We start from the raw sequence: 21,086 nt of genomic DNA on the forward strand, positions 1-21,086 counted from the left end.
TGATTTTAAAGACGTTAAAAAATGGTAATAATACTAATATCAATATTAAAAACTAATGCTTAAATACTCTGTAACTGCCAATGATTATCTCTAAAGCTCAAACGATGCGTCATATCAGAGGGACGATCTTCTGCATTCAATGGCATGGTGACGCGATAGCCTTGCTCACGTAAACTCTCAACCTGCTGTAGCAGTATCTGTCTCTGTTCTTGGTTCACACTGCTCAATGCTTCATAGTCGACCAATACGATGATTGGTGTCTCAAGCTGCGTGTGTGCAAGCAAACGACTGACATCCATACTAAAGCCCGTGGCTTCACGTGGCTGATTGATTGCTAACTGGTTGCCGCTTTGCATACCATCAAAACGACCGCCACGTACCAGAGGTTGCGTCTCACTATTGATATAGCCGTTGAATACGATACCCGTGTGGTAATGATAGCCTGATAATTCCGTCACATCGATACTCACAGGGCATTGCCACTGGTCTTGTAGATGTGTTTTTAAGCATTGTAATTCATTGATAGCAGTCGCGACTTGCGTGTCCTGCTGTGCAGTCTCTGACAATCTCGCCAATAGATTGGTAATATCATGACCAAAACGTGCCAAAGCATAAAAATCATCACCCATTGGCAATAACTGGCAGACACGCTTTAGCTCTGGTAGATTTTTATTGGCATATAAATGCATGAGTTGCTCAGTGTCATTATCAGACAACGCTGCCAACTCAGCCAAGCGTTTGAATATCGCCACATGACCCAAGTCTATATGTAGTGCAGCACTCATATTTAGCTTATTTATCATGCCAAATAACACATCTATCAGCTCAATATCTGCGGCAAGTGATGCACAGCCAAATATTTCAGCGCCGAGCTGCAAAGGCGTACGTGAGCCAAACAATCCTGATGGCAAGGTATGAATCACATCACCTGCATAGCAATAACGCGCAATACCTGTGCCGCCCCAATGCGCATCAATACGCAAAATCTGCGGGGTAATATCCGCACGCAGACCCATCAAGCGACCCGTTAGCTGATCGATAATCTTGAAAGTTTGACGCTTTAAATCTTCTGAGGCGCCACTCAACAATGACTCAGTAAATTCAATCATTGGTGGATTAACCAACTGATAACCATGACCAATAAGCTGCTGAGTCAGCTGATACCTAAGCACTTCTTGCTTACGCGCATCTTCGAACAGCACATCCACCACCCCATCAGGCAACAACCAGCTATTGGCAACGTCGCTGGCAAGGTTGTTCAAATATGGCATGCTAGTAGAGGTAGCAGTGTTTTCAGCAGGCTGAGCCGCCGCTTCATTAGTCGTATTTAACTGGGCAAGTTTTGCAGAATCAGAACTGACAGACACAATAAATCCTTGTTTGGCGTATCGCTTACCAAAAACGCGGTACTGATGCGGTACTTAAAGGTTATATTTACAATTGCATTGACGCCATGCATTTTTATTTTTAACGCGCAACATCATTGACCCAATTATTTATAAACAAACTAGGTAGCCGCAAAAGGGTGAGTAATAAGTATAATTTAGAATGATAAGACGAGTATCTTTATGCGCTAATAAACGGCGTTAAATAATCAAGGCACTTTATGCTTTAGTTTAGCATAGCAGCCAAGGTTCGCCTAGTGACAATTAGCCACAATTACTATCTAATTACGTCTTATTAGCACTTAATCTATGAAGGTTATCTGTAGACTATATAAGTAATCGTTGACTCAAAAATGGTTACCATCATTTTATATCATAAAGAAAATAATGAGCAAAGTGAGAACGACGCCTTCGATACCGACTCATGGTACACTAAGCCATATTTTTATCTCGGAAGCCTTATGTCATCTGATTACCACCCAAACCCTGCCAACAATCAAGCCAATGTCTTAGGTACGGCACTTGCCAGCTGCTGCTTTGACCCTATTACCGGTTATTACCGTAATGGATTTTGTCATACTGGCAACCATGACGTTGGTCAACACACTGTATGCGCCAAGATGACCAGCGAGTTTTTGAACTTTTCTGCCAGTCGCGGCAATGATTTGATTACGCCGCTACCTGAGTATGGATTTTCTGGTCTTAAGCCTGGTGATTATTGGTGCATTTGCGCGTTACGCTGGGTCGAAGCTTTGGACTTTGATATTGCCCCGCAAATCAAACTAGAAGCTTGCCACGAAAGCTTATTGAGCTTGGTCGATATTGATACTTTAAAAAGTTACGCCCTCTAATAACGATCATTATTAACAACAATCATTATAAGTTCTGATTGTGACACGTTTTTTACTTTATAAAGGGAGGGTGTATGGAAAACAATAACGACCAGTTGATCAAAAAAACCGCGCGTATTGCACCTAACTCTAATATCAATCGTATTTATGCCGATATGAATGAGGAACATCTCTATCTAGACAATGATGACAGCTATATCTATGGCGATGCTGATACCACCACTGAGGACACTATCGAGACCATGACGGTCTACGATCCTGACTCTGAACGCTATGAAGATATTGACTCTTCCAGTGCCGATGAAGTCGTCAACTGCTATGCTTACTCACGTAAGACCGGTGAAAATCTCTATAAAGTGGCGCTAAACGATGTTAGTCGTGCATTAAATAATAATGGTCAGTTTATTTGGCTTGGTCTCTATGATCCGAGCCTAGAAACCATGGTCAAAGTCAAAGAAGCCTTTGGGCTACATGAGTTGGCGATTGAGGATGCATTTGCCGATCACCAGCGTGCGAAAGTCGAGAACTACGACAATAACATGGTGTTTGTGGTATTGCGTACCGCTAAGCTTGAGGACAATGTCATTCGCTATGGCACCACCGCGATATTTATGGGCAAAAACTACCTGATTACCATCCGTAATGGTCCATCTAACTCCTATGCACCTGTCCGTGAGCATTGTCATCGTCGCCCTGAAAAGCTGCGTATGGGGCCGATATTTGTACTGCATGCTATTCTCGATTTTATCGTGGATAATTATATGCCGATTACCGATCGTTTAGGTCGCTATTTGCGTGAGCAAGAACGTTACGTGTTTACCTATGAGTTTGATAAAGGTACATTAAAAAACCTTTATGAGCTCAAATCGCAACTCGTACATATGCGGGCGATTATTTTACCAGTACAAGATATCTGTAGTTTTTTTATCAATCATAAAAAAAGCGAGATGGTCTCTGGGTTTTCTCAGGCCGCTAAGCCCTACTTCCGCGACGTCAATGACCATTTGCTACACTCATTAGACGCCATTAATGGTCTAAACGAGATGCTGAGTGTGGTCATGAATACCTATATGGCCATGGTTAATATGGGACAGAACGAGGTGGTTCGTAAGCTTGCTGCTTGGGCAGGTATTTTAGCTGTACCGACGGCCATTGCAGGTATCTATGGGATGAACTTTGATTTTATGCCCGAGCTGCATTGGCAATATTCCTACTTTGTCATCATGCTCATCATTGGATCATTATGTGGCTATTTATATTACAATTTTAAAAGACTTAAATGGTTGTAACTAAAACTTATAGTTGATGTTTCATTGATAGTCAGCGTTCAGCTTTTAAAAACAGCATCCTTGGTGGTGCTGTTTTTCCATTTTATTATTGATAATAATTCTTATTTGTAATACTATTCACATTTATTATTGCTAAACTCTTGCCGCCATTTCTATTATTCCAACGCCATCATATACGATTGACTCAGTCAATAGCACAAACCCTACAACCGTCGGATTTGTATGGGACGGTTTTGTTATTTTACGGCTGGCATACTGACATATTGTCAATTTGCATCTATCGAGGTTTTTATGCGTTTATCCCGTCTTACTCAAGCTGTCGCGGTCGTTACCGCAGCCTTGATTCTTACTGCTTGTGGCAATGATTCCGACACAGCTACTGCTATCATAGATGGGACACCGCCACTACTAACCACTGATAGCAACTTTACTGATGGCTATAGCGCGGTTGCCGCGGTATTTGTCTCAGGACAAGTACAAGATAGCAGCGGCGTTAAATCATTGACCTATATGCATAATAACGAATCAGCCCAAGCGCTAACGCTAGATACTGATGGTTATTTTGATGATCGTATTTTATTAACGCTAGGTAGCAATACCATTGTCTTAGAAGCCACAGACAATGCTGGTAATATCATGCGCTCAACCAAAACCATCTACGTAGGCGATACCATAGCGGCAGGTGGTTCGCATACCGCTGCCCTGCGTGATGGTCAGCTATATGGTTGGGGTCGCAACAACTATGGTCAGACAGGACTCGGTCTGACCACAAAAATCAGCGATATTATGGGACATCCAGACACGCCGATGCTGATGAACAGCGCACCAAAAGATTTGCTATCTATTGGCTTTAATCAAAATCATTCACTCGCTATTGCTCAAAATGGTCAAGTTTATAGTTGGGGCGAAGACAAATACGGGCAGCTGGGTCGCGGTGATGGGGGTCGTAATGACTGTAGCAAGACTGCTGACTGTCGTTTGGATATCAGCGCGATCGGAGGTATCGAAAATGCCGTCATGGTCGCACCCGGCTATAGCCATAACTTGGTATTGACTGAAGAGGGTACGGTTTGGGCCTTTGGCGCCAATGGGTACGGTCAACTTGGTAATAATACAAGCACCGATAGCAGCACCCCTGTTAAAGTTGACTTTTCAGCAGCCACAGAGGCAGGACATATCGTGCAGGTGGTTGTCAGTGGCAATAGCTCTTATGCCTTAGATGACAAAGGTCAGGTTTGGGGTTGGGGCAGCGATGCTTACGCCAACCTTGGCAAAGGCAAAGTCTGTAACACTACAACCAACTGTATCAACGTCAATACAACGCCTGTACGTATTCATGTCATTAATGAAACGATTAATAACGCCATTACTGCTAAGACAGATGACGCCACTCAAAAAGCTGACGACCAACCCGCTATAGATGTAGAAAAAGTGACCCAATTGACGGCTGGCAAAGATCATATCTTAGCATTGACCAATAAAGACGCAGTGTATGGTTGGGGGTTAAATGCCACTAGTCAATTGGGCTACAATGGTGAGACATTTAATGGCAGCGAAAAGGCATGGGCAGATGTCATTACCTCACCGACCAAACTGCCTTGGTTTACAGATAAAAAAGTTCGCCGCGTCTATGCCAATGGCAATGCCAGCTATGCGTTACTGGACAATGTCGCCACTAATAATGGCTCATCAACAACGGATGGTATTCTCTATGCATGGGGCATGTTTGGGGAGACAAATGGCGCAGGCAAGACCATTTACAACGACCTAGATGAACCGACCAATAAGCTACCGAATCTAAAGAATATCGATAATATGGCCATGGGCGCCATGCATCTGGTTGCTCATGAAAAATCGTTTGACCAAGACAATAATACGCTGAAAGCTGGTCATTTATTTACGTGGGGCTGGAGCTTTGAAGGCTCACTCGGCAACAAAGACACCACTCATATTTGGATGTATAACAACCCTATCCCAGTTGCTTTACCTAGTCAGCTATAAGTGTTTTAAGTATGACGAAGCGAACAGCGCATAGTTGGTTGAATTTCCTATCATAAAATTCTCAAACAAGCAGCCTCGTTTATGCTGCTTGTTTGAGTCAATACGCCTAACTATTGCGCGGTAGCTTATCGCATAATCCTCAGGATATCCTCAATTAAATCGACAGCTCTCTAAATAGGCTGACAATGAAGATACACCCTAACTCCTTATATTTTAGCCATTTCAGGTCAGCCCATGTTTTTACGATCAAACTCGTCAACCATATCAAATTCTTCACTGTATACATCACCTCCTATCATACGTAACACGCTACTCAGTGTAAGTATGGCGCTGCTGCTCACCGCTTGTGGTGGCTCAGACGATTCAAATAATTCCAGTAATGATGGAGATACTAACGTACCCAACCCACCTACTACTCCTGACACTCCAGAAATCGATACCAACTGGCAGCCAGCAGGTGGCAGTGCTACGATTGCCGCCAATGGATCACAGCCTTTTTTGCAAATCATGCCCAATCTACCGAGCAGCGCTTTAGGCGGAGTATCGCCTGGACGTGAGTTATTTATCACCGAGTGGACACCAGCAAATGAGGGTCGCGTACTGTTCGATGGTGTGGGGCCACTGTTAAATGCCAATGCCTGTACCCAATGCCATAGCGCTGAAGGTCGCAAACCTATTTATGCAGCCAATGGTCAGCTGAGTGATGCGATTTTATTCCGGTTGGGTAATAAGCAAGGCCTGCCACATGCTTATTACGGTGAACAGATGCAGCATCAAAGTATTGCCACAAGTATCAATCCCGAAGGGAGCATGCGCTACGCAGCAATGCTCAGTCAAAATGATAAACCTGCTGGCATACAGTTTAGCTTTACTCCAACTGACCCTAATCAACCCTTAGGAAATACAGCGATTAGCGGACGTATCTCACCGCAATTGGTCGGCATGGGCTTGCTCGACCTGATTCCTGAAGCGAATATCATTGCGGCAGCTGACCCTGATGATAACAATCAAGACGGTATCAGTGGCCGCGTACATTGGGTACAAGATGGCAAACAGCAGCGCATTGGCCGCTTTGGATGGAAGGCCATTAATACCAGTCTACGTACCCAAAATGCCAATGCCATGTCGCAAGATATGGGTTTGACGACCTCGGTATTTATGGATCCTAACTGTACGGTAAATCAGCCTATTTGTTGGACAGCAGCGAATGGCGGCTCTCCAGAAGTCTCAGACAGCAGTCTAGACGCCGTGACCGATTTTATGACCGCCCTTGCCGTACCCGAAAGACGAATAGATGATTTATCAGATTTTAATAAAGGAGCGCAACTGTTTGCGCAAGTCGGCTGTGCTGGCTGTCACACACCCAAACAAAAAACAGGCAATAGTGATCGCTTCCCGCTCCTATCACAGCAAAACATTTATCCTTATACTGATTTATTACTGCATGATATGGGCGCTGGACTAGATGACAGCGTGAAAGAGAAAAATGCAGAAAGCTTTGAGTGGCGTACGCCGCCATTGTGGGGAATTGGCATTGTGGCACGTGATCCAGAAGCGCGGTTTTTGCATGATGGTCGTGCCAGCAGCTTGACTGAAGCGATACTCTGGCATGGTGGTGAAGCAGAAGGTGCAAAGACACGCTTTACACAGTTATCCGCCACGCAAAAACAAACATTAATGACCTTCTTAAAGGGGATTTAACGCTCAAACAATAAAATGTGAGAGTTAAGAAGGCAAAAAAGGGCTACCAGTGGTAACCCTTTTTTATGCTGCTATTTAATAGTTATTCACGGCGATGCTTGGTATGACTATCAGGCGCTTGAGCATTATCAGGTAACAGCGCTTTAATCGTTAAGTTTGCATGCTGTTTATCTAGATTGTCCTCTGGACGGCCAAACGTTTTTGCTGTCCAAGTTAATACTACGATAGAACCGCTCAATAGCATAATGGCCACAGAAATTGTCGCCAGCAGCCATAAATGGAAATAGTCTGAGACTGCCTGTACATCAACCACCAAATGTCGTGATAAAGCAGTAATCGCGATAAATATCAAAAACTGTACCGGCAGACGATGGGTTTTAAAATAAATACCTATCATAGCCAGCAGCTCAAGGTAAATAAACAACATCAATATGTCTTTTAAATCCGCTGAGCCTTTTTGAACAATACCAACGAACTCTTTGCCAGCGGTCCAAACGACAACCACACTGATTAGAAATAAAATAACGTAATGACAGACATCGACAAACTCTCTACCGATACCTTGTAGTCGCTCATGAACACCTACGTTTTTTTTAGCCATGTTTAGGTCCTATCAACTGAGATGTGGTTGATTTAGCCTGAGTATATATTACCTCAGGCCCCTTATTTATCGGCAATCAGTATTCGTATGACTCTCTTTTTAGCCGATATTCAAACCGGCAGATTTTTCAGCCGCATCAACGGTTTGGCGAATGAGGGTATTAATGGTCATTGGACCCACGCCGCCCGGTACAGGCGTATAAGCACTGGCGATATTTTCTACGCCTTGCAACTCAATATCACCGACGCCGCCATTATCCGTTGGATGAAAGCCTGCATCGATAACCACAGCGCCCACTTTGATCCAATTAGCTTTAATCAGTTCAGGCACGCCCACTGCCCCAACCACGATATCCGCACGCTTAATATGCGACTCTAAATCTTGCGTTCTTGAATGGCAAATCGTTACGGTGCAGTTGGCATTCAATAGCATCATCGCCATTGGTTTACCCAAGATGGCACTGCGACCTACAACTACGGCTTCCTTACCAGCAAGCTCGATATTATTGTGCTCTAGTAAATGCATGATGCCTTGCGGAGTACATGAACCATAAGCACTCTGCTGCATCGCCATACGACCAAAGCCAAGACAGGTCACACCATCGACGTCTTTTGCCAAGTCAATCTGCTCAAAGCAAGCACGCTCATCGATATGTGCAGGCACTGGATGTTGTAGCAAGATACCATGGACGTCTGGATTGCTATTGAGCTCATCTATTTTCGCTATCAGCTCTTCAGTGGTTGTCGCACTTGGCATCTCAACGCGTATAGAATCCATGCCGACACGTTTACAAGCATTACCTTTCATACGTACATAAGTCGCAGAAGCGGGATCGTCGCCGACCAATATCGTCGCTAAGCTTGGGGTACGTCCTGTTTTAGCTTTAATAGCGTCTACACGCGTACTCAGTTGCTGTTCTATTTGTTTAGCAAGTGCTTTACCGTCCAAAACGGTAGCAGATCCTTGGGCAGTTGACATAGTAACTCCAATAGAGGGTGCGATAAAAAAAAGAAAGACAGCGCCCGCAACTACTTGCATGCCTGTCTTATGCTTGATCAATGTATGATTAAGACTGATATTGTACCTGTCTGGACTAAAAAATCCTAGCGTGAGATAAGACTTGGATACTTATAAATTTCTATCACTCGCCAATCTAGCAATATCATGTCATTACCAATGCAACCTTGACAACCTTTATCGTTTTATAAGACAGTCTACTCACAAATAAAAGCCAATAGCCGCAACTATTTATAAATACTCAACACGCCTTAATAAGCGATATTCTCACATTACTGAATCATTGAAGCAAACACGCGATCGATTGCATCTACCGTTTGCGCAATTTCGGCAGTGGTTAAGGTAGGATGAACCAAAAACATTAAGCTGGTCTCTCCCAACTGTTTTGCTATTGGCAGTCTGTTTTCTGGACGCAAGCCTGTATCATCGAATGCTTTTTCTAAATATACCTCTGAGGCAGAACCTGAATAGCAAGGCACGCCTGACGCATTTATTTCTTCAATGATGCGATCACGCGTCCAGCCCTCAGCTAGGTTATGTGGTTGCACATAAACATACAATTTATAATAAGCATGGATAGAGTTTGGAAACTGATAATCTTGCTCTAATGTTGGCACCGATAGATAGCCTTTTTCTTCCCATTTAGCACATGTTTCTAATATCGCTTGAGCATTAGCACGGCGCTTCGCTATCCAGTCACTCATATGTGCCAATTGAATACGCCCAATCACGCCTTGAATCTCGGTCATGCGCCAGTTGGTGCCAAAGCTCTCATGTAGCCAATTATAGCCGGGCAGTTGCTCGGTCTCATAGACCGCCGCATAGCTTTTACCATGATCTTTATACGCCCACATTTTTCGCCATAGCTGCTCGTCATCGGTGGTGACCATACCGCCCTCGCCGCCTGTGGTCATGATCTTATCTTGGCAAAAACTCCACGCGCCAATATGACCGATACTACCAACACCACGACCTTTGTAGCGTGCACCATGCGCTTGTGCACAGTCTTCAATGACATATAAATGATGCTGATCTGCCAGTGCCATAATGCCATCCATATCACAGGGCCAACCTGCCAAATGTACACAGACGATGCCTTTGGTTTTGTCCGTCAATACCGCCGCTATCGACTCTGGAGTGATATTCCCTGTCGCCTCGTCAACGTCCGCAAAAATGGGCGTCGCGCCTGCATTAACCACTGAGGAGATACTGGCAATAAAAGTACGCGGCGTCACGATAACTTCATCACCCACACCTATACCAAGTGCCTGCAATGCCGCGTCCAATGCCAAAGTTCCGTTGCCCAATGCAATCGCGTATTTGCTACCCGCCCAATCAGCGAATTCCTCTTCAAACTGACGGCATTCTTGCCCTGTCCAATAATTGACCTTGTTGGATAGCAATACTTGACTGACCGCATCCGCTTCTTGCTGAGTAAAACTAGGCCAAGGTGAAAAAGGAGTATTTAGCATGCGTTCCTCATCAAAGCGTGTTTTTATCGACGCTATTACCTGTGAATTTGCTCATGGTCGCTTCACCATCAGCACTAATGCCATCTTTGATAATGACTTTTTTTACTGTTTTAACCAAGATTATAATGTCTAACCATAATGACTGATGATCGACATACCATGTGTCGAGCGTAAATTTTTCATGCCAACCAATCGCATTGCGACCATTAACTTGTGCATATCCCGTAATACCCGGACGTACACAGTGGCGACGCGCTTGCTCATCATTATATAGCGGCAGATATTCCATCAATAGTGGTCGCGGCCCCACCAAACTCATATCGCCTTTAATCACATTCCATAGTTCAGGCAGCTCATCGAGACTGCTATTACGCAACGTCTTACCAAATGCCGTCAAACGCTCATCATCCTCTAAAGGATTACCCTCTGTATCGATAGCATCTTTCATCGAGCGAAACTTAATCATCTCAAACGGCTTGCCATTTAGACCAGGGCGAGTTTGTTTAAATATCACTGGTGAGCCTAAGTTTTTTTTGACTTTATAAGCCGTAATAGCATAAACAGGAGATAATATTACCAAGGCCGCTGTGGCCGCCGTGATGTCAAATAGTCGCTTTATCATTTTGCAGCCCGCCTTTTGTCGTTTACGCGGTCATCCCTACTGCGTAAATAAAAACTTAAATAACTTTGCCACAATTGCTTGCGTTCAAAATTTGCAATGGCCCAGTCTCTTGCCTCAGGATATCTCTTTTCAAATTCCTTATCAGTAGCAGCATCGCGGATTGCTTCGGCGACAGACGACATATCCTTAAAATTAAATTTTCGACCACTTACCCCTTCTTTGACACTATCCTTTACACCCACGACATCATAGGCAAAAGTTGGAACAGCGCAACTTGCTGCTTCAATAGCGACACTGCCAAACCCTTCACGATAGCTCAAAAACAAATGTAAATCAGCACACTGAAAAACTTCGTGCACATTTGGGTTGGCTGGTATATATACACCTCTATTATCTTTGACAACTTTCTCAACGACTACTTTTCCTACGTCGTCTTCACAGTCTCCTATGAACATAAAGTAGACGTTTTCTTCTCTTAGTTTTTCGGATATATACTCAATATCTTTGAAGCCTTTATCATCACAAACTCGTCCTACCACGCAAATCACAAAGGTATTTTCAGGTACCTTGTACTTCTTTCTTAATACCTCTTTTTCTAGCTGAGCCATAGGTTGTAACAAATCAGTATCGATGCCGTTAAATGAGCCATTATCAATGACAGTTGCCTTGCTTTTTTTGAGAATATTTTCTGCTAAGCATACGCTGAGCAAAGACTCAGAAACAAATAAAACTTCATGAGACAAGCCAAAACTTAATATATCCAGACCCTGAAACACCCTCTTTTTTAAACCTGAGAAATTCTCATAGGCTCTACCCACGCTAAAAGCAATTCGTCTCTTTTGCAATGTAACAGCACTTGCGATACTCCCTAACAACAAGGCTTTAGGCGTTAAATAAACCACCACATCAAAACGATTCGATAGCATATAACGGGTTAAAAGCGCGAGTGACTGAGCATCTTTAAACAAAGAAGGCTTACGCTGAAAATTTAAATTAATCACCTTGCCTATTTTGCGCTCACGTAAAATATCTAGCTGCTGTTTATCGCCACCGCAGATTAAGGTGATCTCAACATCCGCGTGATCTCTAATGTATTCAAGCTGATCACGATATAGCACATTAAATGACACCGCATCTGTCATTAGAAAGCATATCTTTAATGTCATTTCAGCACCTCAGCATTTTTTATATATTATTTTATCAGTGACGTTTTATAAACAATGTCATTTAGCACAAATACTATTTACCACTGACTGATGATGATTTCTTAGCGTGTCAGATATTGTTAATTTATTTCTTTTGTTGGCTATCTTTTGTAATAATCCTATCGAATCTAAAAAATTGACCGTTGTCAGTTTTGCTGATAATTTCAAAGAACCTAAATAACTGTTTCCCTTATATTCACAGTACGTTTTAAAACTGTCTTTATATGATCTGGTTATTTTAGATAACGATAAATTCCCTTCTTCTCTATAATAGTATAATAAATCAGGCAATACCGCTAAATTTAAATCTTGATTTGAGATAGCTCTACACCACAAATCGTAATCTTCAGACCTTGGATAATTTTCATTATATTTATTTCGTTCGTACCAACTCTTTTTTGCCAAAACAGCAGCATGTACAATAGGATAAGCAGCGGCTATTTCTTTAAATTCTGTATAAATTTGATCGACATGACGGCAACCATAAACTTTATTAAAATTATCAATAGACACGACACCTGTAGAAACTAAATCATAATCTGGATTTTTTTCTAAAAAACTTAATTGAATCGCTAGTCTATCTGGATGAATGAGATCATCGGCATCCATGCGTGCTATATAATCATAGTTCGCTTCTTCAATAAGCTGATTTAATCGAGTAGGCAGTTTTTTGTTTATGCCATCAGCAATGACCCTTATTCTATGATCAGCCTCTTCAAAACGCTTGGCGATGGCCAATGATGCATCAGTAGAGCCATCATCAATTAATATAAGCTCCCATAACTCATGCGTTTGAGCCAATATGGAGTTGATAGCATCTTCCAAGTACGCTTCAGCATTATAAATGGGAATACCAATGGATATATATGTCTGATTTTTCATTAGAAAACCTCAAATATCGGATTGATAATATATGGACTCAAGTTACTAAATCTCGATGTCGTCAAGACAAAATACATGAGAAAAATAATGATACTCGCTATATATAAATAAATATTATTAATTCTTTTTAAAATCATAGGCAGTATCAAAACCAATGTCCATGTAAAATACGCAAGCAGCCTTTGAGGACCTGAAGGACTGGTGCCCAACATCGCTAACGGTATGATAAAAACCACGCCTGATGCATAAAATGTTATTAGTTTTTGAAAATCTTTGTCTTTGATTTTATACAGATAACTGACCAAGATGATTAAAATCATGATAGCTGTATAAAAACCAAGCGTTAAAAACCCGCCTGCTTCATCAGATGCTTTCGCATAGCCCTCATATCTATCGTTAGTAGAAGAAATATAAGCGACCAATACCCCACTTACTAATAGCGACCCTAAGAATGTTGCCAAAATCTTATATAAGGGTTTTATTCTTAAATTGACGATGAAATAAAATGGAATCATAAATAATGCGGTTACATGGAACAATGAAGCAATTGCACAAATCAGCAGGTATGGAATAAATCGTTTTTCTAACAGATAAGGAATGGCCAAGGTAAAGATCGCCATTGCCAATCCTTGACGCAGTCCATTAAAAGAAAAAGTATAAACGCCCAGCGTAATAAATAAAAATACGGAGAACCAATAATTTACGCTGTATTTTTTAATCACTCTAAGATAGCAATAGACAATAATTAAACTGGTAATAACAAGCAGCCAAAAATAATGAGTGGTCATACGTAATAACGCATACTCCAATAACTGATAACCGAACTCAATGTCTTCGTTGAACCTAAAGTATTCGGCATTCAATTGACTGTTGAAATTTCTCGTATAGTTTCCTGTATCCGTACCGACTCGGTAGCTACGAAGACCTGCAAACAATGTCAATATAATTAGCGGCAGCCAAAAAGACGTACGATTGAGAGATTTTTTCTCCAGTACGATCCAAAAAATAACAAGGCTAAGAACCAGCAGGTATGGAAGCATTTAACCCTCTATAAAAGTAGATGTCGTCAATCTTATATAAATCGGATGTGATGGCAGGTTTACACCGTCTAGTATCTTTTTTACCGTCCAGTACCTATATAACTATAGCCTTCCTACCCACCTCGATTTTTTTCTCATTCCGTCCAAACTACCTTGAAACGACTATAAATAAGAAGCAACCACTCCGTCACATACTCAAGTACTTTCGCATTAGTATTTGCGCATTGGTAGCAGCACTAAATCCGTATAAATTCAGCGCTGCGGTTATGTCTTTTTCATTGGGCTTTGGCTGTTTAGACGCTAATAAGCAATCAACCCAATCCTTGGCTGAGTGAATCGGTAAAAACTGTACTAATCCAAGTCCTAAATCTACTTCAGGCGATACTTGGTCAGAAACCAGCGCCTTTAACCCAACTGTTTGGCTCTCGACCAAGACGACAGGGAAACCCTCGTGCAACGAAGGCATAATCATATAGTCGGCGCTGGCCATTAATTCTGTGATATCCGTACGCATCCCCAAAAACTTGACCGTATCTAGGAGTGACTTATCTGCTACTTGTTGCCTGAGCCTCATATCCAATGAACCTTGTCCAACAATATATAAGGTAAAGGCGATCTGACGTTGTTTTAACTGCTCAGCGACCTCTAAAGAAAACTGATGGTTTTTAACCTCATTTAGACGACCAACTTGGATGATTTTTAGCCCCTCATCGCCAAATTCTTGGTCGATATACTGTCTTGATTGGCTAGCGACTGCCATCACCTGCTGTATGTCAACAGCATTGGGTAGTAGCCACACATCTTTTATGCTGCCAAATAGGTAATGTGCCGCTTGTTCACCGCAACTCATTTTATCCGTGGCCAATTTACGATTGGTAATGAACGCCCACTGTTCATATATTTTTTTAACAATATTGGTTTTACCATTACTGGTGCTATGAGAATGTGAAATGCGATGCGGCACGCCAGCACCTTTGGCAGCCAGCAGATGAAAAGCATTGTTTAATAGCATATGAGCATGAATTATTTGATAGTCAGGATGTTGTTTAAGGAAGTTTTTAAGCTTCCACATACGCGCTAATGAATGATCCGCTAAAATCGGTATAATCCTACCGCCCAGCGCTATTATCTCAGCATCATAGTCACCGACCTCGGCAGTAAAAGTGATAAAATCAAACTGAATCTGGCTATGATCTATATGACGATATAGATTCATGAGCATGGTCTCTGCCCCAGCCCGATCCATTTTTCCCACGATGTGTAGCACTCTCTGAATAGTCATCTCTTTACCTATTAAGAAGCCATAAAACCAAACGTATTTCTCAAAACTATTCTGAATCTGTCATCTCTTGACCTTTAACCTTTGCTCTTTTGTCTAACGCTTGACGAAGCACCTGTAACATCAGCAAGGCAACTTGCGTCGGCATACGTACGATATTACTAATCATCATATTTCTTACGGTCAAATCGCTCTTATAACCCTTTAGTCGTAACGTTTTATCTGCTTTTTTAGCTTGTGCCAATGCAGCTGCTAAATAGTCATTATCTATACGAGTAAGGATACTCCAATGACTTTGTTTAATTTTATTGGCGAGTGTTTTTTTAACCTCATCCGCTTGATAGTCCTCTACTAAACTGATGACTTCTGCATGGATAACGAAAAGGTCTAATAGCTTTTTATCTGTTGACCCTGTGATCGACGTGCCGCGCTGTCTGTATAGATAAAAATCAATGGGCAGGTGATACTTAATATTAGTAGCTAAGCCAAGATGCCAATGAAAAGGCCAGTCTTCGTAGTACAGACCCACTGGGAACTGTAACGAGGCCGACCGCACTACGCTAGATTTAATAAATTTGAGCCATGCAAAATGCGGTAAGCTAAAATATGAGCCGTCTATTTTGGTTGCCTCAAATGCTAAATTTCTAGCTGGATACTGCGGATCTGTCTCTGTGATGCCATCTTTGAATGGCGTAAAGCCATACGTCACGACCTCTGCATTCGTGGTGAGCGCACAATCCACACACGCTGCCACCAAGCGAGTGTCTATAATGTCATCAGAATCAACGAACATCATGTATTCGCCTATCGCAGACTTGATACCAGTATTACGTGCCGCAGAAAGACCACTGTTTTTGTGATGCTGAATGACTTTGATGCGTTCATCTATGAGATGTGACGCGAGTGCTTGTTTTGAATCATCAGTGGAGCAATCTTCTACAACGATAATTTCAATATTCTGATAAGTCTGCTGCTTGATGGATGCCAAGCAAGCATCGATATATAACGCAACGTTATACACTGGTACGATGATACTCACTAATGGCGTTTCGATAGTCGTCATATCGCTACTAGCGCTTTTTTTAGGTCATCATACTCAGATATATCAACTGGAGACTCATCCATCGTACCGTGAGGCAGGGACAGAAGGCTATCGATGAATGTTGCAATATCAGCAATCTCTTCCAATTCTAAAAACACCAGCCTTGGATGACCGCCTAACCAGTCCAATTGCGTCTGTCTTATCTTATGATTGGAGTTCGGGAGTACCAAGCACGGCGTACCCGATAGCAGACATAAAATCATGCCATGCAGACGGTCAGTCACGACCAATTTTGCAGCACGAAACTGACTAAGCTTGTCAGTCAGTAATTTTGTGCAATGTGCCTCATCGAGTTGCGAACCACCAGCATGTGTGTCGGTCTTTTCAATCTGATAGCCAGTATCTGCTAAGGCTTTGTCTATCATGGCGTATTGCTCAGCTGATAATGCGGCTTCTTTGTCATCTCGTAAGCAGCGCAAAATACCTGAAGGCGCTAAGCAATCTGTCGTACCCAGCACTGTTGCATTAGCGCTCATCACAATATCTGGTACGAGACCAATATGCACATTACTGTAGTCAGCAAAAAGCTCGATGAGTTTTGCCGCTGTTATCGACTCTCTGGCAAAAACATGTATATCTGGATGCTTGGCGTAGACGTTTACAATACGCTGCAAGGCACGTTTAGACTGAGCAGAATCATTCCAATCTAGTGTCTGAGGAAAACAAACGATACGATTGGCAGGAAATGACTTGATGACTAATTGGCGCAGCTCCTCAATATCAGGATACGTGCCACCCATATTACCGCCGCCGATGATAGTAACGATATCCGTCTCTTTTATTTGCTGTTTAATTGAATTGAGCACAAATCTGGTTTGACTGATAGCCACACTAACAACATCATAATCCGTCAGCACACGTTGCAAATACTGCTTTTGCGCGTGAGAAATAGCAATATCACCAATATTGCCATAGTCGGCGGCAAGAAAAATAAAGCACCGTTTACCAGTTGGTAACGGTAAACCTCTCGCCCCCATATAAGCGGCTAAGTGTTTTTTTAATCTGAGCGGAATGAGCTTTTTTATAGCAGCAATATTCATTTTTAATGCTCCCTTATTCGTTTCTCATTAACAGCTTCTTCACCCACATACGACGCCTTGAGCCAACAGGAAACAATCTATTCAAGTTAGGAGGCGGTTTACGTTTGAGTGCTTTTTCAATGTATGGCAGCCATTCAAGACCTCTACCCATTTTAATCATCTCATGACGAATTAACTTCCAATCTATGCTGACAGCCCTACCCTTTAGAGCCATTGATTTAAAAAGTGATGAGTCCATGGGCTCGCTAAAACATTGAGGGTTATCTATACCTGCAACCAAAAAATTGAGACGCGTCCTAACACATTTCTCACAGCGACCGCAGTTACTATCATTTTGATCACCCGCCCAACAGAAACGCAGGCCTTCAATACCCAAGGGCCATGCTGAAAGAGTTTGAATCTTCTCTGAACGACTAAAGCCTGCACCATCATGAATGAGTCTAAAGTCGCCAGAACTTAGCAGCGGGTCAGTGATTGGGTGTGAGCCCCAAGGACTAATTAATACATCATAAGAATCACCACTACCAATGAGTCCAATGCCTGCATATCGTTTTAAGCCACATAAGACCGAAGCGATAGCAGCAGCATGATAGTCTTCCCAGTTGATAGACCAAAGCGTGCGAATATTTGTCTCAACTGGCAATAGCTCGATATTGATATCTGCGAGTGTGTTTGCCGCTATTTTTGCTGCACTGGCAAAGCCTTTTGTATCCTCTAAAGGTATATCAAAGCCATGCACAAAAACCCCTGCTTTAATATTTCGTGTGGCGTATCTTGCTCTGCCTGTCGCATGACGATAAGCGGTAAACTGAGCATCAACGCCACCAGAAAATGCAGCAATCGCACCATCTACTTGTACGTCGCTCTCTCTAATACGATCAACTTGTATATCAATCAAAAAATAACGCTCTGGTAACCACTTATTCCAAACATACTGTAGCTCTGTCAGGTTGGCTAATAGCTCATGCGACACGCTACCATGCACATGAATGGCTGCTCGCATCTGCATCGCGGGCAACAATGTGGCCAGTAAATAAGCATCACAATCATCGTCTTCTGGCATTGGCAAGTTCGCTGGATATAAAAACCACAATGCCTTCTCAGTCATTTTCCCGCTAGCTGTTGTCTGTTGCAGCAAACAACAGCGCTTTTGACCGTTTTCGTCACTGCGTAAAGGCTGAGGCAACAAATCAATATTAAGCATATTTTTTCACCTTTGCTTTAGACCAAGACAGTTGAAGAAAAACCAGCGTCATAACATACCAACGCCGTGAAAAACATAAAATCAATACACGAATGCCACGTGCAGGATGTCGTTGATAATAATGCGGCAAACAGTTCTGATAAACAAAAGACTGGCGTATTTTTATTAACTCTGCACGACGCTTTTTCATATCGATATGTGCCAAATTGTTAAGTAAATATGGCAGCATATGCTCGACATAACTACGAGCAAAGTCCGATAATAGCACTTGCTTCTCAGTAGCACTGATCGACCAATCATGTATCCTGACTCTGGCTGTATAGTCCGCTTCAATGGATTCCAAAAGCCCTGATTTATATTGTGAGCTTGTTATAGAGGTCGCATTTTCATAGTAGTTGTATGGACAGTCTGGCAGCACCGATAAACGATTCGCTTTGCTTAGACATGCGATATTAAAAATACCATCCTCACCAAATTTGACGTCGCTATCGAAACGCAGCTCTGCAATTAAATTTTTGCTATACACCTTGGTGCAGGCGTACCAATATATATGTCTATTCTCTGTCACTCTCAGTTGTAGCATTTCGATATCTTGCCGTGAGTACTCTGCCGCACTATTAGGACGCTCAATAACAGAGCCATCCAGCATCATGCGTTTATGACCAAATGCCAACATCTCGACATCTCGATCTACAGCTTGTTCAAAGACAAAATCAAAATACCAATCATCAATGGTGTCATCCGCATCTATAAAAACGATGTAATTGCCGGTTGCGATATCGAGCCCAGTATTACGAGCCTCTGCCACGCCACCATTTTTTTGAGATTTCACCGTAATCCATGACCTAGCACTCGCCCAGCCATGCAATAGGCTAGCAGTATGATCTTTAGAGCCATCGTCAATGACTATCAGCTCAATGTCGTGACTCTTTTTCGCAACGTCAATACTATTAATACAACGATCAATAGTAGCAGCGGCATTGAATGCGGCGATAATGACTGAAATCATAGTGAGCCTCTCAAGTTGAGACTTCTCATACATATCCTTTGTGACATTCAAAGCAGTCAAAAAACATACCTACTGCTCCACTTCATCGATATGAACAAGACGCCGAAAAGCGACATAAATGATAGATAAACTAAGCAAAACCCCAACAGATGAGAAAAGGGCAATGGCTATCATATCTGACTCAAAAACGTAAAAACCTACATACAGCGCTGCAGCACGAAATACCACTGCAAACACTTCTCGAATCAAAAGGAATCGCTGTAAACGTAATGCTGGCAATGCCGCAGTACTCGCACCAGATACTAAACTGGTCAAAAGCCAAATAGACAGCCACTGCGAATAACTACCTGCTAATGCCCACTCTGCACCGAACACTAAAGAAAAAAGATAATCGCCAAAAACGAACACCGTACCGAATGGAACAATACCTACCACCAATAAAATCAACGTCACTTTTAATAAAAATTGATAAGCCTCAGGTGAATTTGCTGTGATGGCACGCGTAATTTTAGGATAGAAAACCTCTCCAACCGCCTGACCTAACAGCATCGCGGGTGCACCAAGCACAAGGACAGCCAACGAATACTGCCCTGCAGAAGAGGCACTAAATAATGACGCTAACAAGATAGTTGGCAACCCCACTGAAGCCGCATTCAGGATACTTTGTGGCATACGATATATCGCAAAATCACGCTGCGATATGGCGGCATGTCGAATACCCTTAGTACCAAACCAATGACGGACATTTAATACACCTACTCTAGGTACACGAAGCATCTGCATGATAAAGTTTGTGAGCTGCCCTGCTATCGTCAATAAAATAAGCAATATCCCTGAAGGTGCTAGCATACCGCCTATCAGCTTACTACTATCTGTCACAAGCTTGCTTTCCACATAAGCCCGAGCTTTCGCTTTAAATAAGCCCACCCTAATAGCAGACTGATCAGCGACAGAAAGAAAAGCACCGACTAATAGCGTTAATGGTATGAGATATAGCATGTTTGGCGTGCTTTCCATACCCATCCAACTTGCCAAATGAAACTTACCGACATAGACAACAATGAATGAGAGGACAGCTATAACCACACTGAGCAATATAGACAATCGAGCAATGGCCGCAGCATCCTCGTCACTGTCTGGCATCACGATTGCATTTGCATAGCCCATAGTGGCAATCGGGGTAATAATGCTGACGATAGCAGTAAAGGCAGCAGCAATACCGAAATCCTCAGGTCTATATAGTCTGGTGAGAAATGGCATAAAAATCATGGCGATGGCCTGTCCAGCAGCAATCCCACCACCGACCATGACCACATCTCGCACAAAGTGACTGGTTTTCAACCTGTTTATTGTGCTCTGTATCGATGAAAATACTTCAGAGCTCAT

At 42.5% G+C, this 21,086-nt stretch carries 18 protein-coding genes; 4 read left to right on the forward strand and 14 right to left on the reverse strand.

The genetic code is table 11. The annotated features are described in order from the left end of the window. Nucleotides 1-59 precede the first annotated feature (59 nt). Nucleotides 60-1,367 (reverse strand): ATP phosphoribosyltransferase regulatory subunit, encoded by a 1,308-nt coding sequence (locus C8D84_RS09235; protein WP_109591654.1) that lies wholly within the window; start codon nt 1,365-1,367, stop codon nt 60-62. Nucleotides 1,368-1,846: 479 nt separating this feature from the next. On the opposite strand from C8D84_RS09235, the gene C8D84_RS09240 reads away from it, so the two are divergent. The 4 genes from C8D84_RS09240 to C8D84_RS09255 all read left to right on the forward strand — a co-directional run bounded on the left by C8D84_RS09240 (nt 1,847) and on the right by C8D84_RS09255 (nt 7,227). After that, on the forward strand, nt 1,847-2,236 hold the full coding sequence (locus C8D84_RS09240; RefSeq protein WP_045451983.1) for a DUF2237 family protein: 390 nt from the start codon (nt 1,847-1,849) through the stop codon (nt 2,234-2,236). A 74-nt stretch (nt 2,237-2,310) separates the two neighbouring features. Beyond that, a complete protein-coding gene (corA, locus tag C8D84_RS09245; RefSeq protein WP_109591656.1) occupies nt 2,311-3,525 on the forward strand; it encodes a magnesium/cobalt transporter CorA in 1,215 nt (404 codons plus the stop codon). Between the two features lie 291 nt (nt 3,526-3,816). Then, on the forward strand, nt 3,817-5,526 hold the full coding sequence (locus C8D84_RS09250; RefSeq protein WP_109591658.1) for a chromosome condensation regulator RCC1: 1,710 nt from the start codon (nt 3,817-3,819) through the stop codon (nt 5,524-5,526). A 324-nt stretch (nt 5,527-5,850) separates the two neighbouring features. Continuing rightward, a complete protein-coding gene (locus tag C8D84_RS09255; RefSeq protein WP_170108297.1) occupies nt 5,851-7,227 on the forward strand; it encodes a di-heme oxidoredictase family protein in 1,377 nt (458 codons plus the stop codon). Nucleotides 7,228-7,309: 82 nt separating this feature from the next. On the opposite strand, the gene C8D84_RS09260 is transcribed toward C8D84_RS09255, so the two are convergent. The 13 genes from C8D84_RS09260 to C8D84_RS09320 all read right to left on the reverse strand — a co-directional run bounded on the left by C8D84_RS09260 (nt 7,310) and on the right by C8D84_RS09320 (nt 21,086). Beyond that, nucleotides 7,310-7,828, reverse strand: a complete 519-nt coding sequence (locus C8D84_RS09260; protein ID WP_045451736.1) for a phosphate-starvation-inducible protein PsiE — start codon at nt 7,826-7,828, stop codon at nt 7,310-7,312. Nucleotides 7,829-7,927: 99 nt separating this feature from the next. After that, complete coding sequence (folD, locus tag C8D84_RS09265) at nt 7,928-8,806, reverse strand: bifunctional methylenetetrahydrofolate dehydrogenase/methenyltetrahydrofolate cyclohydrolase FolD (RefSeq protein WP_109591662.1); 879 nt, start codon at nt 8,804-8,806, stop codon at nt 7,928-7,930. A gap of 311 nt (nt 8,807-9,117) precedes the next feature. Continuing rightward, on the reverse strand, nt 9,118-10,317 hold the full coding sequence (locus C8D84_RS09270) for a DegT/DnrJ/EryC1/StrS family aminotransferase (RefSeq protein ID WP_109591664.1): 1,200 nt from the start codon (nt 10,315-10,317) through the stop codon (nt 9,118-9,120). 10 nt (nt 10,318-10,327) lie between these two features. Further along, on the reverse strand, nt 10,328-10,939 hold the full coding sequence (locus tag C8D84_RS09275; RefSeq protein ID WP_109591666.1) for a sugar transferase: 612 nt from the start codon (nt 10,937-10,939) through the stop codon (nt 10,328-10,330). Continuing rightward, complete coding sequence (locus C8D84_RS09280; RefSeq protein WP_109591668.1) at nt 10,936-12,105, reverse strand: glycosyltransferase; 1,170 nt, start codon at nt 12,103-12,105, stop codon at nt 10,936-10,938. Before C8D84_RS09280 ends, C8D84_RS09275 begins: the two co-directional genes overlap by 4 nt. Before the next feature lie 57 nt (nt 12,106-12,162). After that, nucleotides 12,163-13,026, reverse strand: a complete 864-nt coding sequence (locus C8D84_RS09285; protein WP_109591670.1) for a glycosyltransferase family 2 protein — start codon at nt 13,024-13,026, stop codon at nt 12,163-12,165. Beyond that, nucleotides 13,026-14,066: an EpsG family protein gene (locus C8D84_RS09290; protein WP_109591672.1), complete on the reverse strand. Its 1,041-nt coding sequence runs from the start codon at nt 14,064-14,066 to the stop codon at nt 13,026-13,028. The genes C8D84_RS09285 and C8D84_RS09290 overlap by 1 nt, the downstream gene beginning before the upstream one ends. A gap of 187 nt (nt 14,067-14,253) precedes the next feature. After that, entirely contained in the window at nt 14,254-15,348 is a 1,095-nt protein-coding gene (locus C8D84_RS09295) for a glycosyltransferase (RefSeq protein WP_228244526.1), read from the reverse strand. 46 nt (nt 15,349-15,394) lie between these two features. Beyond that, complete coding sequence (locus tag C8D84_RS09300; protein ID WP_109591674.1) at nt 15,395-16,408, reverse strand: glycosyltransferase family 2 protein; 1,014 nt, start codon at nt 16,406-16,408, stop codon at nt 15,395-15,397. Beyond that, complete coding sequence (locus tag C8D84_RS09305) at nt 16,405-17,487, reverse strand: polysaccharide pyruvyl transferase family protein (RefSeq protein ID WP_109591676.1); 1,083 nt, start codon at nt 17,485-17,487, stop codon at nt 16,405-16,407. Before C8D84_RS09305 ends, C8D84_RS09300 begins: the two co-directional genes overlap by 4 nt. 13 nt (nt 17,488-17,500) lie before the next feature. Beyond that, on the reverse strand, nt 17,501-18,691 hold the full coding sequence (locus C8D84_RS09310) for a hypothetical protein (RefSeq protein ID WP_109591679.1): 1,191 nt from the start codon (nt 18,689-18,691) through the stop codon (nt 17,501-17,503). Further along, nucleotides 18,684-19,700 (reverse strand): glycosyltransferase family 2 protein, encoded by a 1,017-nt coding sequence (locus tag C8D84_RS09315; protein ID WP_170108298.1) that lies wholly within the window; start codon nt 19,698-19,700, stop codon nt 18,684-18,686. The genes C8D84_RS09310 and C8D84_RS09315 overlap by 8 nt, the downstream gene beginning before the upstream one ends. A 69-nt stretch (nt 19,701-19,769) precedes the next feature. Then, entirely contained in the window at nt 19,770-21,086 is a 1,317-nt protein-coding gene (locus C8D84_RS09320) for a lipopolysaccharide biosynthesis protein (RefSeq protein ID WP_109591683.1), read from the reverse strand.

It is taken from the genome of Psychrobacter immobilis (assembly GCF_003148585.1).
Lineage (GTDB): Bacteria > Pseudomonadota > Gammaproteobacteria > Pseudomonadales > Moraxellaceae > Psychrobacter > Psychrobacter immobilis.

Bases quoted from the DNA above. Each gene is read 5' to 3' on its own strand.
- C8D84_RS09250 (WP_109591658.1), top strand. From the start codon at position 3,817: ATGCGTTTATCCCGTCTTACTCAAGCTGTCGCGGTCGTTACCGCAGCC.
- C8D84_RS09320 (WP_109591683.1), bottom strand. From the start codon at position 21,086: ATGAGCTCTGAAGTATTTTCATCGATACAGAGCACAATAAACAGGTTG.
- C8D84_RS09280 (WP_109591668.1), bottom strand. From the start codon at position 12,105: ATGACATTAAAGATATGCTTTCTAATGACAGATGCGGTGTCATTTAAT.
- C8D84_RS09285 (WP_109591670.1), bottom strand. From the start codon at position 13,026: ATGAAAAATCAGACATATATATCCATTGGTATTCCCATTTATAATGCT.
- folD (WP_109591662.1), bottom strand. From the start codon at position 8,806: ATGTCAACTGCCCAAGGATCTGCTACCGTTTTGGACGGTAAAGCACTT.
- corA (WP_109591656.1), top strand. From the start codon at position 2,311: ATGGAAAACAATAACGACCAGTTGATCAAAAAAACCGCGCGTATTGCA.
- C8D84_RS09305 (WP_109591676.1), bottom strand. From the start codon at position 17,487: ATGAATATTGCTGCTATAAAAAAGCTCATTCCGCTCAGATTAAAAAAA.
- C8D84_RS09295 (WP_228244526.1), bottom strand. From the start codon at position 15,348: ATGACTATTCAGAGAGTGCTACACATCGTGGGAAAAATGGATCGGGCT.
- C8D84_RS09240 (WP_045451983.1), top strand. From the start codon at position 1,847: ATGTCATCTGATTACCACCCAAACCCTGCCAACAATCAAGCCAATGTC.
- C8D84_RS09270 (WP_109591664.1), bottom strand. From the start codon at position 10,317: ATGCTAAATACTCCTTTTTCACCTTGGCCTAGTTTTACTCAGCAAGAA.
- C8D84_RS09315 (WP_170108298.1), bottom strand. From the start codon at position 19,700: ATGATTTCAGTCATTATCGCCGCATTCAATGCCGCTGCTACTATTGAT.
- C8D84_RS09310 (WP_109591679.1), bottom strand. From the start codon at position 18,691: ATGCTTAATATTGATTTGTTGCCTCAGCCTTTACGCAGTGACGAAAAC.
- C8D84_RS09275 (WP_109591666.1), bottom strand. From the start codon at position 10,939: ATGATAAAGCGACTATTTGACATCACGGCGGCCACAGCGGCCTTGGTA.
- C8D84_RS09260 (WP_045451736.1), bottom strand. From the start codon at position 7,828: ATGGCTAAAAAAAACGTAGGTGTTCATGAGCGACTACAAGGTATCGGT.
- C8D84_RS09300 (WP_109591674.1), bottom strand. From the start codon at position 16,408: ATGACGACTATCGAAACGCCATTAGTGAGTATCATCGTACCAGTGTAT.
- C8D84_RS09290 (WP_109591672.1), bottom strand. From the start codon at position 14,066: ATGCTTCCATACCTGCTGGTTCTTAGCCTTGTTATTTTTTGGATCGTA.
- C8D84_RS09255 (WP_170108297.1), top strand. From the start codon at position 5,851: ATGGCGCTGCTGCTCACCGCTTGTGGTGGCTCAGACGATTCAAATAAT.